Here is a 13,756-nt window from a genome sequence, read left to right on the forward strand (position 1 = left end):
TTTAAACATGAGTTATGTGTTTCATTTTAAAACCACTAATTTTCACCTTAATTCATTAAATTTGAATCTTAAATCACATTACTTGAAACCTATTTATAATGACTATAAAAGACATTACAACGTATCTAGAAGAAATTGCTCCATTACAATATGTTGAAGACTTTGATAATGTTGGCCTTCTTATTGGCAATTACAGTACTGAAGTAACTGGGGTATTAGTTACTTTAGATACATTAGAAACCGTAGTTGACGAGGCCATTGCTAAAAATTGTAACTTAATTGTTAGTTTCCACCCTATTGTATTTTCTGGATTAAAAAAAATAAATGGTAACACTTATGTTGAGCGAGTAGTTTTAAAAGCTATTAAAAATGATATTGCCATTTACAGCATGCATACAGCCTTAGATAATTCTATCAAAGGAGTTTCAGCAATGATGGCTGAAAAGTTAAAATTAACAAACACTAAAATTTTACTTCCAAAATCTGGCATTATCAAAAAATTAATTACCTATGTGCCAGATAATGCTGCCGACAACGTGAGGCGAGCTCTATTTGATGCAGGAGCAGGTGCAATTGGCAATTACAACAATTGTAGTTATAATATGAAAGGGTTAGGAACCTATAAAGGCAATGAAGCTTCAAATCCTACCATAGGAAAAAAAGGGGTTTTACAGCAAGAAAAAGAAACCTATATCAGTGTTATTTTTGAAAAGCACTTACAAAATAAAGTTTTAAATGCTCTTTTAGAGAATCATCCTTATGAAGAAGTAGCTTACGACATTATTACCACAGATAATTCGCATCAGAATATTGGTATGGGCATGGTTGGTGAGCTTTCTGAAGCTATCAATGAAGCTACTTTTTTAAGTATATTAAAAGAAACTTTTCATTTAAAAGCGATTAGACATTCAAAATTATTAAACAAGCCAATAAAGAAAGTAGCTCTATTAGGTGGTTCAGGTAGTTTTGCTATAAATGCTGCAAAACGCTCAAATGCAGACATTTACATTTCTGCAGATTTTAAATATCACGATTTTTACAAAGCTGAAAATCAGATTGTTTTGGCTGATATTGGTCATTATGAGAGTGAACAATTCACAAAAAATCTTTTGGTAGATTATCTTACAAAAAAATTCCGTAATTTTGCAATCGTTTTATCAGAAACAAATACAAATCCTATCAATTACATATAAAAAATGGCAAAAAAAGAATTAACCGTAGAAGATAAATTAAGAGCTTTATACGATTTACAATTGATTGATTCTAGAATTGATGAAATTAAGAATATGCGTGGTGAATTACCATTAGAAGTTGAAGATTTAGAAGATGAAATTGAAGGTTTAAATACAAGACTCAACAATTTCAATAATGAAATTGAAAATTTAGAGACGAGCATTAAAAATAGAAAAAACACAATTGAAGAGGCTAAGACCCTTATCAAAAAATATACAACGCAACAAAAAAATGTTAGAAATAACAGAGAGTTTGATTCTATAAGTAAAGAAATTGAATTTCAAGAACTAGAAATAGAGTTAGCAGAAAAACACATCAAAGAATTTTCTGCTAAAATTGCTCACAAAAATGAAATTATAGAAGCTGCTAAAGAAAAGTTAAAAGAAAAAGAAACACACTTAAAGCATAAAAAAGGCGAATTAAACGACATTTTAGCTGAAACAGAAAAAGAAGAAAAAACGTTAGGTGAAAAATTTAATGAGTTTAGTAAATTAATTGACGAACGTCTTTTAAATGCCTATAAAAGAATTAGAAATAACGTTAAAAACGGTTTAGCTGTTGTACCTGTTGAAAGAGGTGCTTCTGGTGGTTCTTTCTTTACTATTCCTCCACAACAAATTGTTGAAATTGCTACACGTAAAAAAATTACTACTGATGAGCATAGTGGAAGAATTTTAGTGGATGCCCAATTGGCTGCCGAAGAACAAGAAAAAATGGAAAAGTTATTCTCATAATAACAAATCCTTACTAATTATTATAAGCCCATTGACTTTTGTTCAATGGGTTTTTTTTAGTCTCACCACTAAGTTTATTATCTTTAGCAAATAAGAATACCAAAATTTAAGGCCTTTTTTAATCTTTAATTTATGGAAAACTCAGGAAAACGCATAAACAAATACCTTAGCGAAGTTGGTTATTGCTCAAGAAGAGCAGCCGACAAATTAATAAACGAAGGTCGTGTTACTATAAACGGAAAAGTACCCGAATTAGGAACCAAAATTATGCCTAATGATGAAGTTAAGGTAAATGGAGAATTAATCTCTAAACCTAAAGATAAACCCGTTTATATTGCGTTTAACAAGCCTGTTGGCATTGTTTGTACTACAGATACTCGAGTAGAAAAAGACAATATTATCGATTATATTAATTACCCTACCAGAATTTTTCCTATCGGAAGATTAGATAAACCCAGTGAAGGACTAATTTTTTTAACTAATGATGGTGATATTGTCAATAAAATTCTTCGTTCAAGAAATAATCATGGAAAAGAATACATTGTAGATGTAAACAAACCCATTACCAAAGATTTTATAAAAAAAATGGGCAATGGTGTTCCTATTTTAGATACTGTTACACGTAAATGTGAAGTAGAACAACTTAGTAAATTTCAATTTAGAATAATTCTTACTCAAGGCCTCAACAGACAAATTCGAAGAATGTGTGAATACTTAGGTTATAAAGTAACCAAACTAAAGCGAATAAGAATTATGAATGTAAATTTAGACATTCCGGTAGGTCAATGGCGTTATTTAACAGAAAAAGAACTAAAAGAGTTAACCCATTTGGTTAGTAACTCAGCAAAAACAATTGATTAAGTTTTTTTGAAGTATCATTAATTTTAATACACAATATCAGTTCTGTTTCTTCACTAGAAAAATTTTTAGAACTTCCTAATTGCAGTTTGTAATTGCAGTTAATTCCGCAATTTTAGAAGGAAATATTTTTTTAAATCGTTTCGGAAATTCAGCTTTAAAACAAACCTGCTCGTCAGTAAATGGATGTTTAAAGCTTAAAGAATATGCATGTAAATACAACCCTTTGCCTTGTAAAATTAAATTTTCAATTCCATATATAGCATCGCCAAGTATGGGATTATTAATAGCTGACAATTGCTTACGTAATTGGTGTCTTCTACCTGTTACAGGCTCTAATTTTACTAAGTTTAATTTATTAAATCTCTTTGACGGAACAGTTTTAACTAAATTATAGTAAGACTTTGAAAATTTTCCATCAATATCTAAAATAATTTCTCCCTTACTTTTCATTTCTCCAATAGTAACGGCATAGTATACCTTTTTAACTTCTTTATTTTCAAACATTTTATTTAACAAACGAATACTAGTATTTGTTTTTCCTATTAATAGAACGCCAGTAGTAGCATAATCTAAACGATGTACAGGATGTGGTTTGGTAGCATCAATAACATTACTTTGCTCAATATTTTGCGACAACGCATTAGCAACTGTTTTAAAACGATTGCCACTAACCAAAATACCAGCTGGTTTATATACAACCGCTAAATATTCATCTTCAAATATAACTTGAAGCGGAAAAATTAATTTTTTATAAAGATGTGTTTTTTGTGGAATAGATAAGCATATCTGCTCTCCTCCACGCAATATAGTGCCTGATGTAGCAATTGTATTATTAACGGTAATATATTTTTTTTTAATTGCTTTTTTTAAGGCAGACTTTGTAAAAGCACTATTAAAAATTCCAACACCATATTCTTGAAGTCTTATAGGCGTAATAAATTTTGGTACACTATGTGTTTCTGTAAGATTGATTTATTTTCAATTATAATTAACAAATTTATTATATCACAATCAGCTAAAAACACCATATCGTCATATTTTAACGAAAAAAAGTTACCTTAACTTTTCTCATTTCTTATTCAAAAATGTCGGTCTTAATTCCATCCGAACCATTCCATGGACGAAAATAAAGCACATGTTCTCTTTGACCTATTAAATTAAACATTTCATCCATAACTTCAGAAGTATATTGCGATTTACAACAGCCTAAAGCAGCCCTACCCACAATTAAATCATCAGCATCATAAGAAATACGATATGTTAAGTACTTACGGTCTGTAGTTTTCATATTGTCTTTAAACCAACTTGCCATATTTGTTTTTAATTTTGGAGCAGCATCTAGGTCTTCTTGCAACACCCCAGCATAAAGTAATTGTTTTAAAGTATGATTACTATTTTTTTGAAAAACTTCTGTTACTATATTACTAACCGCTCGATGATCTGGATGACCATAAGAACCACCAGGACCATACGTTAAAACAACATCAGGTCTGTATGTTGTAAATAAACTATCTATTTTATCGTCAAGTGAAAAAAGATTTTCCTTTTTTGACAATTCTCCATCTGGATAATTTAATAAAATTGGAGCATTTATACCCAACGTTTTTGTTGTACATAAAACTTCTTGAGCCCGCACATTTGCCAATGAATCTCCTTCAGGAATATTAGCATGTGGTGCTACTCCTTTTGAGCCATCAGTAACAATAACTAAATAGATATTTACACCTAATTTAGCATATTTTGATAAGACTGGACTAATAGGGCTTTCATCATCAGAATGAGCAAATACAGCCATAATAGTTTTGTCTGTATAGGTTATTGGTTTAGGCTCTTCTTTAACTGACTTGCTTTTTATATTACAAGAAAATAGTAGTAACCCAATGCCCACTATTAGAACTAATTTTTTCATTTTTTTACTATTAAAAATTGATGTCAATACAAAAAAGCAGCCTATTTTGTACCTATTTTAAACTAGCTAAACTGGCTTTTAAGGTTTCAATTTTAGCAATAGCATCTGCTTCTTTTTGCTTTTCACTAGCCACTACTTTTTCTGGTGCATTTGAAACAAAACGCTCATTAGATAGTTTTTTCTGAACAGATTTTAAAAAGCCTTCTGTATAATTTAATTCGTCCGTTAGTTTCTTGATTTCATCTTCAACATTTACAGACCCTGCAATTGGTATAAAATATTCATTAGATTTTACTCTAAATGTTAAAGCTCCTTGTACGGCTTGGCTAACAACTTCTATACTTTCTAAATTTCCTAATTTTTGAATTACATCATCAAAAATAGTAGATGTTTTTTCATTATTTAATACAGAAAATCCAATTTTCTCTTTAAATGAAATATTTTTTTCTTTACGAATATTTCTAATTCCTGAAACTACTTCTTTGGCAAAATCAAATTGTTGAATTAGCTCTTTATTTACAGGTTTTCTATTTGGCCATTCTGCAATAATTAAAGCATCTTCAGGACTTCTATTTTCTATAAATTGCCATATTTCTTCTGTTAAAAATGGCATAAAAGGATGTAGAATTTTTAAGTTATTTTCAAAAATAGTAATAATACTTTTATAGGTTTTGAAATCTATAGGTTTACCAAAATTAGGTTTTACCATTTCTAGTAGCCATGAACAGAAATCGTCCCAAATTAGTTTATAAGTTGCCATTAATGCATCTGACAATCTATATTTACTAAAATGATCTTCAATTTCTAACAAGGTCTGTTGGAAATTTGCTTCAAACCATTCAATAGCAATTTTACTAGAATTTGGCTGTTTTAAACCTTCATCTATTTCCCAACCTTTTACCAACCTAAACGCATTCCAAATTTTATTAGCAAATTGTTTTCCTTGTTGGCATAAGGCTTCGTCAAACAACAAATCATTACCAGCAGCAGAACTTAACAATAACCCTACACGTACACCATCTGCTCCAAATTCTTCAATCAATTTTAAAGCATCTGGAGAATTTCCAAGCGACTTGCTCATTTTACGACGTTGTTTATCGCGAACTAATCCAGTTAGATAAACATTTTCAAATGGTTTTTCGTCTTTAAACTCGTAACCAGCAACAATCATTCTGGCCACCCAAAAGAATAAGATATCTGGCCCAGTAACCAAATCGTTAGTTGGATAATAATATTGAATGTCTTTATTTTCTGGATTACGGATTCCATCAAAAACACTAATAGGCCATAACCATGACGAAAACCATGTATCTAACACATCATTATCTTGCCTTAAATCTTCAGGAGTAAGTTGTGGATTATTAGATTTCTCTTTTGCTTTTTCTAAGGCTTCTTCCTTACTTTGGGCCACTACAAAATCTTCATTACCATCACCAAAATAATATGCAGGAATTCGTTGTCCCCACCATAATTGACGTGAAATATTCCAATCTCGAATATTTTCCATCCAATGGCGGTACGTATTTTCAAACTTTTTAGGGAAAAATTTCACCTCTTCAGTTTCTAATACAGCTTTTATGGCCGGTTTTGCCAAATCTTCCATTTTTAAAAACCATTGGTCTGACAATCGTGGTTCTATAACTGCTTTGGTACGTTCTGAAGTACCTACTTTGTGAATATGACTTTCTGTTTTTATCAAATATCCTTTTTCTTCTAATTCTTTAGAAATTTCTTTTCTAACCACAAATCTATCTTTACCTTGATAATGTAAACCGAAGCTATTTAAAGTAGCATCTTCATTAAAAATATCAATAACTTCTAGATTGTGTTTATCTCCTAAATATTTATCATTTTCGTCATGTGCAGGAGTTACTTTTAAGCATCCTGTACCAAATTCAATATCAACATATTCATCTTCAATTATAGGAATTACTCGATTACATAATGGAACAATTGCTTTTTTTCCTTTTAAATGAGTAAAACGTTCATCATTTGGATTGATACAAATTGCAGTATCTCCTAAAATGGTTTCTGGACGTGTAGTAGCTATGGTTAAGACTTCATCTGTTCCATCTGAAGAAACTGAACCATCTGCATTAACAACTTTATAATTGATATAATATAAGTTTCCTTGACGCTCTTCGTAATTAACTTCTTCGTCTGATAGTGTAGTTTTTGCTTCTGGATCCCAATTTACCATTCTATATCCTCTGTAAATAAGACCTTTGTTGTACAAATCAACAAAAACTTTAATTACAGACTCACTCATATCATCATCCATAGTAAACTTGGTTCTATCCCAATCGCAAGAACAACCTAATTTTTTTAATTGTTCTAAGATTACGCCACCATATTCATGAGTCCAATCCCAAGCATGTTTTAAAAACTCTTCACGAGAAAGGTCATTTTTATCGATTCCTTGTTCTTGAAGTTTTGCTACAACTTTAGCTTCGGTAGCAATAGAGGCGTGATCAGTTCCGGGCACCCAACAAGCATTTTTACCTTGCAATCTAGCACGTCTAATAAGTACATCCTGAATTGTATTATTAAGCATGTGCCCCATATGTAAAATTCCAGTAACATTAGGTGGTGGTATTACAATGGTGTAGGGCTCTTTTTTATTAGGTGTAGAATGAAAATAATTATTTTTCATCCAGTAATTGTACCACTTACTTTCTACTTGACTAGCATCATATTTAGATGGAATACTCATATTTTGGTATAGTTTTTGAAAACAGTCAGCAAAGTTACAATTTCTAAACAATACAAAAATATATTAGTCGTTATTATTTTGTACTTTTACACTTTAAAATCTATTAATTAAAATGAAAAAATTAGCAATATTATTATTTATTGGATGCATTAGTTTTTCTATAAATGCACAAGAAACAACAGTAAAAGAGGCAGATCCAAATGCTCCTAAATTCAAATTTGCAACTAAAGATGTTGATTATGGTACTATTGAACAACATGCTGATGGGCTAAGGAAATTAAAATTTAGCAATGTAGGAAAGTCTCCTTTAATTATATCATCTGTATCAAGTTCTTGTGGTTGTACAGTACCTTCTTTTCCAAAAGAACCTATAATGCCAGGTGATAGTGCAGAAATTTCTGTAAAGTATGATACGAATAGAATTGGAAAAATAACAAAATCTATTACCATTACTTCAAATGCTGATAGACCAAGAATTGTTATCCCTGTACGTGGTACAGTTACTAAAGAAAGTAGCCTAACAAAATTAGAAAAGCACGAAAAAAGTATGCTGTCTACAGAGCAGTAGTTTATATACAATTTAAATTTAGAGTAGTTATTACCATAAAAGCGACACATAAATATGTGTCGCTTTTTTTTGGAATACAAAATAATTTTATAACGGCATTTTTAATTTAAATTCATATAACATTTCAATTTCATTACGTTCAATCAGTAATTTTATTTTTTTACCATTTTTACTAGAAAATAGATACGTAATATCTTGTAATTTATAATTATAAGCAGGTTTTCCATTTATTTTTAAAACTACATCTCCTTGTTTTAATCCGGCTATGTGAGCAGGTGAATTTTTTCTTATTTCAGCAATTCTATAAGAAGGTTTTAATGCATAAACGTAATTATATACTAATTGAACTGTAGCTTGTTCATTTTGGTTGCCGTAAACTTTAGCCATTTCTACTTCTCTTTCCCCTACAACAACATTTCCATTATGAGCCATTTCAATACCACTCATATTATACAAAAAGGGATCTTTAAAATATTTTGAAGGTTTTTTAATAGTAAGTCTTTTATTAGGATAATCGTATATAATTCTAAATCGTTTTAAAATTTCTGAGCCAATTGTTCCATTACGGCCTTCATGTTTATAGGCATTTTCAATTGAATTAAAATCAGGATAAGCTACATTAGCATTTTCTAAAATATAACTACCTAACATTATTTTTTTTATTTTACTACGCTTTCCATATACATTTCCACTTAAGCCTCTTCCAAGGTAATCATTAAAATGTCTTTCAGGAATAGAAATATCTACACTAGATTGATCAAAAAGCCATAATGCATCACTACCACCAGAATCAATTAATAATTTAACTGGTATTTCTTTTTCAACATCAATAGTAGCGTAGATATAAGGTTTATTTTGATAAAAATGAAGTTCAAAATCTTCGCAGCGTTTACAGTTTTTATAGGTATACTTTGAAGGATTGTTAAATTTAATATTACGTGTAGTATAATTTATTTCAACAATAAAGTTTTTAAATAAATCTCCGCCAATAATACCATTAACATCTATTCCTAGTCTTGACGATAAATCAAAATCTTGACTATGAATGGCATATACCATATGATTTTTATTAAAAATTTTACCCAATTTAAAGGCATTATTTTTAGATTTAATAGCATTAATATATTCTCCTTCTCCCAAACCTCTTAACCTAATCTCTTCAATATTTTTAAGCCTTAAAGAATCTTCTAATGTTAAATTTAAAAGTAGAGTATTATCAACTCCTGTATCTAATAAAAAATTAAGTTTAACATCATTTACCTCAATTGGAATTATTATCAAATTATTAATTAATTTAAAAGAAACGGTATAGCTATTGTCATTTCCCAAAATAAAAAATTTATCTTGAGCATAACTGTTTGCATAAAAAAACAGGAGTAAAATTATATGTAAAATTTTCCTCTTCAAAACTTACGTACTGATTTACAATCTCTTAAAGTTAATAAAAAAAGAAATACATTTGTAACTTATTTAAAACTTTAACTTTTTTTTATTTTAATTTTAAAACCAAAAAATTCGATATAATTTTGCAATTTTGTACTCATAACATTTTTAAAAACAAGAAATGCCAACAGTATCAAAAAAAGGAAAATTAATGCCACAATCACCAATTAGAAAATTGGTGCCTTTTGCAGAAAAAGCGATAAAATCTGGTAAGACTATTTATCATTTAAATATAGGGCAACCTGACATAAAAACACCTGAAATAGCTTTAGCGGCGGTAAAAAATACCGCTTTAGATGTTTTAGCATATTCAAGATCAGAAGGCTCTGAACAATACCGCAAAAAAATTGCGAATTACTATGCTAAAAATGATATTACTGTTACCCATGATAATATTATTGTAACCACTGGTGGTAGTGAAGCTCTTCTATTTACTTTTGGTAGTATTATGGATGTTGACGACGAAGTAATTATACCTGAGCCTTTTTATGCTAACTACAATGGATTTTCTACTTCTTCAGGAGTTACTATTGTACCTGTTGTTTCTAAAATAGAGACAAATTTTGCATTACCTCCTATTGAAGAATTTGAAAAATTAATTACACCAAAAACCAAAGCCATTTTAATATGTAATCCTGGAAATCCTACGGGATATTTATATTCAAAAGAAGAAATAAAAAAGTTAGCTGATATAGTTAAAAAGCATGACTTATTTTTAATTGCAGATGAGGTATATAGAGAATTTACTTATGATGGTTTAGAGCATTATTCAATATTACAAGAAGAAGGGCTTGAAGAACACGCTATTGTAATTGACTCAGTCTCTAAACGATATAGCATGTGTGGTGCTAGAATTGGGTGTTTAGTAACAAAGAATAAATTAGTTATTGAAACTGCTTTAAAATTTGCACAAGCCAGATTGAGTCCGCCTACATTAGCACAAATTGCTAGTGAGGCAGCTTTAGAAACTCCACAAAGTTACTTTGACGATGTTATAACTGAATATGTTGATAGGCGTAATACATTAATTACAGAGTTACAAAAAATTGAAGGTGTTAAAGTAGGTACACCAAAAGGTGCATTTTACTGTATTGCAGAATTACCTGTAAAAAACACAGACGCTTTTGCTCAATGGCTATTAGAAGATTTTGATGTAAATGGAGAAACGGTTATGGTTGCACCTGCAGCTGGCTTCTACTCTACTTCTGGTGTTGGTTTAAACCAAGTAAGAATAGCTTATGTATTAAACAAACAAAGTTTAATAAAATCAGTTGCAATTTTAAAAGAAGCCTTAAAAGTTTACAACGACTAATGCAAATTCAAAAAAATATTTCTTTAAAACCCTATAATACTTTTGGTATAGATGTTAAAGCCAAAGAGTATGTCTCAATTAATTCAATAGAAGCATTAAAGCGTTTATTGCAACAACAAAACGATATTTTTGTATTAGGTGGAGGCAGTAATTTATTACTCACACAAAACATTGACCAATTAGTTGCACATATCAATATTAAAGGAATTGAAATTATTGAAAATAACGAAAATAACGTTATTGTAAAAGTAGCCGCAGGTGAAAATTGGCATCAGTTTGTATTGTGGTGTATAGCAAATGATTTTGGTGGAGTTGAAAACATGTCTTTAATTCCGGGCAATGTAGGCACAGCTCCAATACAAAACATTGGAGCCTATGGTGTAGAGTTAAAAGATACTTGTTTTGCTGTTGAAGCTATAGAAAGAGCAACTGGAAAAACTAAAACTTTTATTAATGCAGCTTGTAATTTTGGGTATAGAAATTCCATTTTTAAAAACCAATTGAAAGGAAAATATATTATAATTAATGTATTATTTAAACTTACTAAAAACAATCATAAACTAAATAGCTCATACGGTGCTATAAAATCAGAATTGGATAAACTTGGTATTAAAAAACCTACTATTAAAAATATTTCTGATGCAGTAATTTCTATTCGGCAACGCAAGCTACCTGACCCAAATGTTTTAGGAAACAGTGGTAGTTTTTTTAAAAATCCTGTTATTTCCAATAAGGCTTTTACAAAATTACAAAAAGAGCATTCTGAAGTGCCGCATTACAAGGTTTCTGATACTGAAATAAAAGTGCCTGCTGGTTGGTTAGTAGAACAATGTGGGTTTAAAGGCAAACGAATTGGTAATACAGGAAGTCATAAAAATCAGGCCTTAGTATTGGTAAATTATGGTAATGCTACGGGAAAAGAAATTTTAGAGCTATCAAAATTAATTCAAAAAACAGTATTTGATAAATTTGGTATTCGTATTGAGGCTGAAGTAAATATTATTTAGTTTGTACGAATAATTAATACTTCATCATTAGAAAATTCCATCCAAGCAACATCATATATGTAATTATAAATTTTGCCTTGTTTATTAAAATTGTAGTGCGTAATGTATTTAAAATTAAAATTCTTTTGAGCCAAAGATAATCGCTTTATTTTTTTCTGATTTATTGATTTACCTACCAACTCTAAAAGTATGGCTCTATTTCTATGTAATATTTTATCTATTTCTACTGTAGTAGTTTTAGTATAACTTCTTAAATTAGTATGATATCGGTTTTTACATTTAATAGAACAAAATTTTTTATCAATTCTCCCTTTAATTTCCTTTTTACATATTATACATTTCATACTGTTTAAAAGTAATGTTTTTTCTTGATATACTAATTATCCGTTACTTAACGGTTAAGAAACGTTTACAACCGTTTACAAACGACTATTATAACTTTATAAAAAACAATATGATTAGTTTTACTATAATATATGAAAACACTAGATAAAATAGAGCATAAATTAATACAGCGTAACTACTCAAAAAACACACAAAAAGTATACTTAAGTTTTTTAAAAATGTATGCCAAATACTGTCACAAACATTGTTTAGATGCAAAAAAGGATGCTTCTCCATTTATTTTACATTTAATTGATTTAGGATATGCTATAAGCTCACAAAACCAAGCCATAAATGCAATTAAATTTTATTGGGAGCATATTTTAGAGTTAGAACCTAAATATATAATTATTGATAGACCGATGAAAGAGCGGCGGTTACCAACTATTTTTAGTTTAGAAGAAATAGCTAAAATTTTAGATTGTACAGAAAACTACAAACACAAAATGATTTTGACAACCATTTATGCCTGTGGACTAAGAGTAGGCGATTTAATAAATTTAAAGATTGAAGATATAGATGGAAATAGAAGGACAATGCATATTAAGCGAGGAAAAGGAAAAAAAGACCGAATGATACCTGTACCCGAAAGCTTACTAATTAAACTAAGGGTTTATATTAAAATATACACCCCTGAGCTATATCTTTTTGAAGGCAGACCTAAGAAATACAGCACTTTACCTGTTAAATATTCAGCGAGTAGTATCAGATCTTTTTACAAAAACTCATTATTTAAAGCTCATATAAAAAAGAGAGCTACTTTACACACCTTAAGGCATAGTTATGCAACACATTTATATGAAAACGGAATAAATTTAAGGAGTATTCAAGTATTATTGGGCCATGAAAGTACAAAAACTACTGAATTATATACACATGTTAGCAATATACATTTAAATAATACCCCTAGCCCATTAGATTTTTTAAAAAAATAATTATCTTTAAGGCCATAACGGATATAAACGCAATACGTTTATACAATTGTTGGCTTTAATGCCTAAAACAAAATTGAAAACAAAAAAATATGAATCCATTTATAACAAAAGTCTTATTAACAACATCAATTTTAGTTTTAATAACGCTAACAATATCGATAATTGATATCAGAAAAAGTAAATTAAATCGAAGCAACAAAATTTTCTGGATTATTATGGTTTTATTGTTCAACGTATTTGGAACAATTACCTATTTTATAATCGGTAGAAAAAAATGAAATAAATGAAAAATCACGCTGAATTCCTACTCAAACGCTGACTGAATTACTGTGCGGAATTTGACAAAAACGGGGAGAATAAAAACAGAACAGAACGTAAAAAAACGTCTGAATTTCACTCTACCGGGCAATTAATAATCGGAATTTGAGCAAGTTTTCGGAATTGAAAAACAAAACGGAATTGAGCAAGTTTGCGTAAAAATAATTAAACCGACAAAAGAATAGTTTAACGAATTATCAAGCGGACAAAAAGCACTAAAAGCCAACAAAGTACTGTGGTAAAAAACAAGTAAAAACTCATTAATTTTTCACTAAAGTACTTTTATAAGAATCATCATATATTAATCCTGATTTAGCAATGGCAAAGGCTTGTTTTAAT

At 29.5% G+C, this 13,756-nt stretch carries 13 protein-coding genes; 8 read left to right on the forward strand and 5 right to left on the reverse strand.

Annotated elements, in window-relative coordinates:
• Positions 1 to 98: 98 nt before the first annotated feature.
• The 3 genes from EGM88_RS06985 to rluF all read left to right on the forward strand — a co-directional run bounded on the left by EGM88_RS06985 (position 99) and on the right by rluF (position 2,828).
• On the forward strand, positions 99 to 1,193 hold the full coding sequence (locus tag EGM88_RS06985) for a Nif3-like dinuclear metal center hexameric protein (protein ID WP_123897265.1): 1,095 nt from the start codon (positions 99 to 101) through the stop codon (positions 1,191 to 1,193).
• Between the two features lie 3 nt (positions 1,194 to 1,196).
• Positions 1,197 to 1,967 (forward strand): zinc ribbon domain-containing protein, encoded by a 771-nt coding sequence (locus tag EGM88_RS06990; RefSeq protein WP_123897266.1) that lies wholly within the window; start codon positions 1,197 to 1,199, stop codon positions 1,965 to 1,967.
• Positions 1,968 to 2,099: 132 nt separating this feature from the next.
• Positions 2,100 to 2,828, forward strand: coding sequence for a 23S rRNA pseudouridine(2604) synthase RluF (rluF, locus tag EGM88_RS06995; RefSeq protein ID WP_123897267.1), 729 nt, complete (start codon positions 2,100 to 2,102; stop codon positions 2,826 to 2,828).
• 75 nt (positions 2,829 to 2,903) lie between these two features.
• On the opposite strand, the gene EGM88_RS07000 is transcribed toward rluF, so the two are convergent.
• The 3 genes from EGM88_RS07000 to EGM88_RS07010 all read right to left on the reverse strand — a co-directional run bounded on the left by EGM88_RS07000 (position 2,904) and on the right by EGM88_RS07010 (position 7,450).
• On the reverse strand, positions 2,904 to 3,632 hold the full coding sequence (locus EGM88_RS07000; protein ID WP_317126538.1) for an RluA family pseudouridine synthase: 729 nt from the start codon (positions 3,630 to 3,632) through the stop codon (positions 2,904 to 2,906).
• Positions 3,633 to 3,903: 271 nt separating this feature from the next.
• Complete coding sequence (locus EGM88_RS07005) at positions 3,904 to 4,737, reverse strand: PIG-L deacetylase family protein (RefSeq protein ID WP_123897269.1); 834 nt, start codon at positions 4,735 to 4,737, stop codon at positions 3,904 to 3,906.
• Between the two features lie 52 nt (positions 4,738 to 4,789).
• Entirely contained in the window at positions 4,790 to 7,450 is a 2,661-nt protein-coding gene (locus tag EGM88_RS07010) for a valine--tRNA ligase (protein ID WP_123897270.1), read from the reverse strand.
• A gap of 112 nt (positions 7,451 to 7,562) precedes the next feature.
• Between EGM88_RS07010 and EGM88_RS07015 the strand changes: the two genes are divergently transcribed.
• A complete protein-coding gene (locus EGM88_RS07015; protein ID WP_123897271.1) occupies positions 7,563 to 8,018 on the forward strand; it encodes a DUF1573 domain-containing protein in 456 nt (151 codons plus the stop codon).
• A gap of 87 nt (positions 8,019 to 8,105) precedes the next feature.
• Here EGM88_RS07015 and EGM88_RS07020 read toward each other — a convergent pair whose 3' ends face one another.
• On the reverse strand, positions 8,106 to 9,347 hold the full coding sequence (locus EGM88_RS07020; protein ID WP_162497552.1) for an aspartyl protease family protein: 1,242 nt from the start codon (positions 9,345 to 9,347) through the stop codon (positions 8,106 to 8,108).
• Between the two features lie 235 nt (positions 9,348 to 9,582).
• Here EGM88_RS07020 and EGM88_RS07025 point away from each other — a divergent pair, with 235 nt between their 5' ends.
• Positions 9,583 to 10,773, forward strand: coding sequence for a pyridoxal phosphate-dependent aminotransferase (locus EGM88_RS07025; RefSeq protein WP_123897273.1), 1,191 nt, complete (start codon positions 9,583 to 9,585; stop codon positions 10,771 to 10,773).
• Positions 10,773 to 11,780, forward strand: a complete 1,008-nt coding sequence (murB, locus tag EGM88_RS07030; RefSeq protein ID WP_123897274.1) for a UDP-N-acetylmuramate dehydrogenase — start codon at positions 10,773 to 10,775, stop codon at positions 11,778 to 11,780. The genes EGM88_RS07025 and murB overlap by 1 nt, the downstream gene beginning before the upstream one ends.
• On the opposite strand, the gene EGM88_RS07035 is transcribed toward murB, so the two are convergent.
• Complete coding sequence (locus tag EGM88_RS07035) at positions 11,777 to 12,124, reverse strand: hypothetical protein (RefSeq protein WP_123897275.1); 348 nt, start codon at positions 12,122 to 12,124, stop codon at positions 11,777 to 11,779. The two genes, murB and EGM88_RS07035, sit on opposite strands and share 4 nt — an antisense overlap.
• Positions 12,125 to 12,256: 132 nt before the next feature.
• On the opposite strand from EGM88_RS07035, the gene EGM88_RS07040 reads away from it, so the two are divergent.
• Together EGM88_RS07040 and EGM88_RS16140 are read left to right on the forward strand one after the other, a co-directional pair.
• The gene (locus tag EGM88_RS07040) at positions 12,257 to 13,099 is read left to right on the forward strand and encodes a tyrosine-type recombinase/integrase (RefSeq protein WP_123897276.1); all 843 of its coding nucleotides are present in this window, start codon (positions 12,257 to 12,259) and stop codon (positions 13,097 to 13,099) included.
• A gap of 89 nt (positions 13,100 to 13,188) precedes the next feature.
• A complete protein-coding gene (locus EGM88_RS16140; protein ID WP_123897277.1) occupies positions 13,189 to 13,377 on the forward strand; it encodes a PLD nuclease N-terminal domain-containing protein in 189 nt (62 codons plus the stop codon).
• Positions 13,378 to 13,756 lie beyond the last annotated feature (379 nt).

This window comes from Aureibaculum marinum (genome assembly GCF_003813905.1).
Taxonomy (GTDB): domain Bacteria; phylum Bacteroidota; class Bacteroidia; order Flavobacteriales; family Flavobacteriaceae; genus Aureibaculum; species Aureibaculum marinum.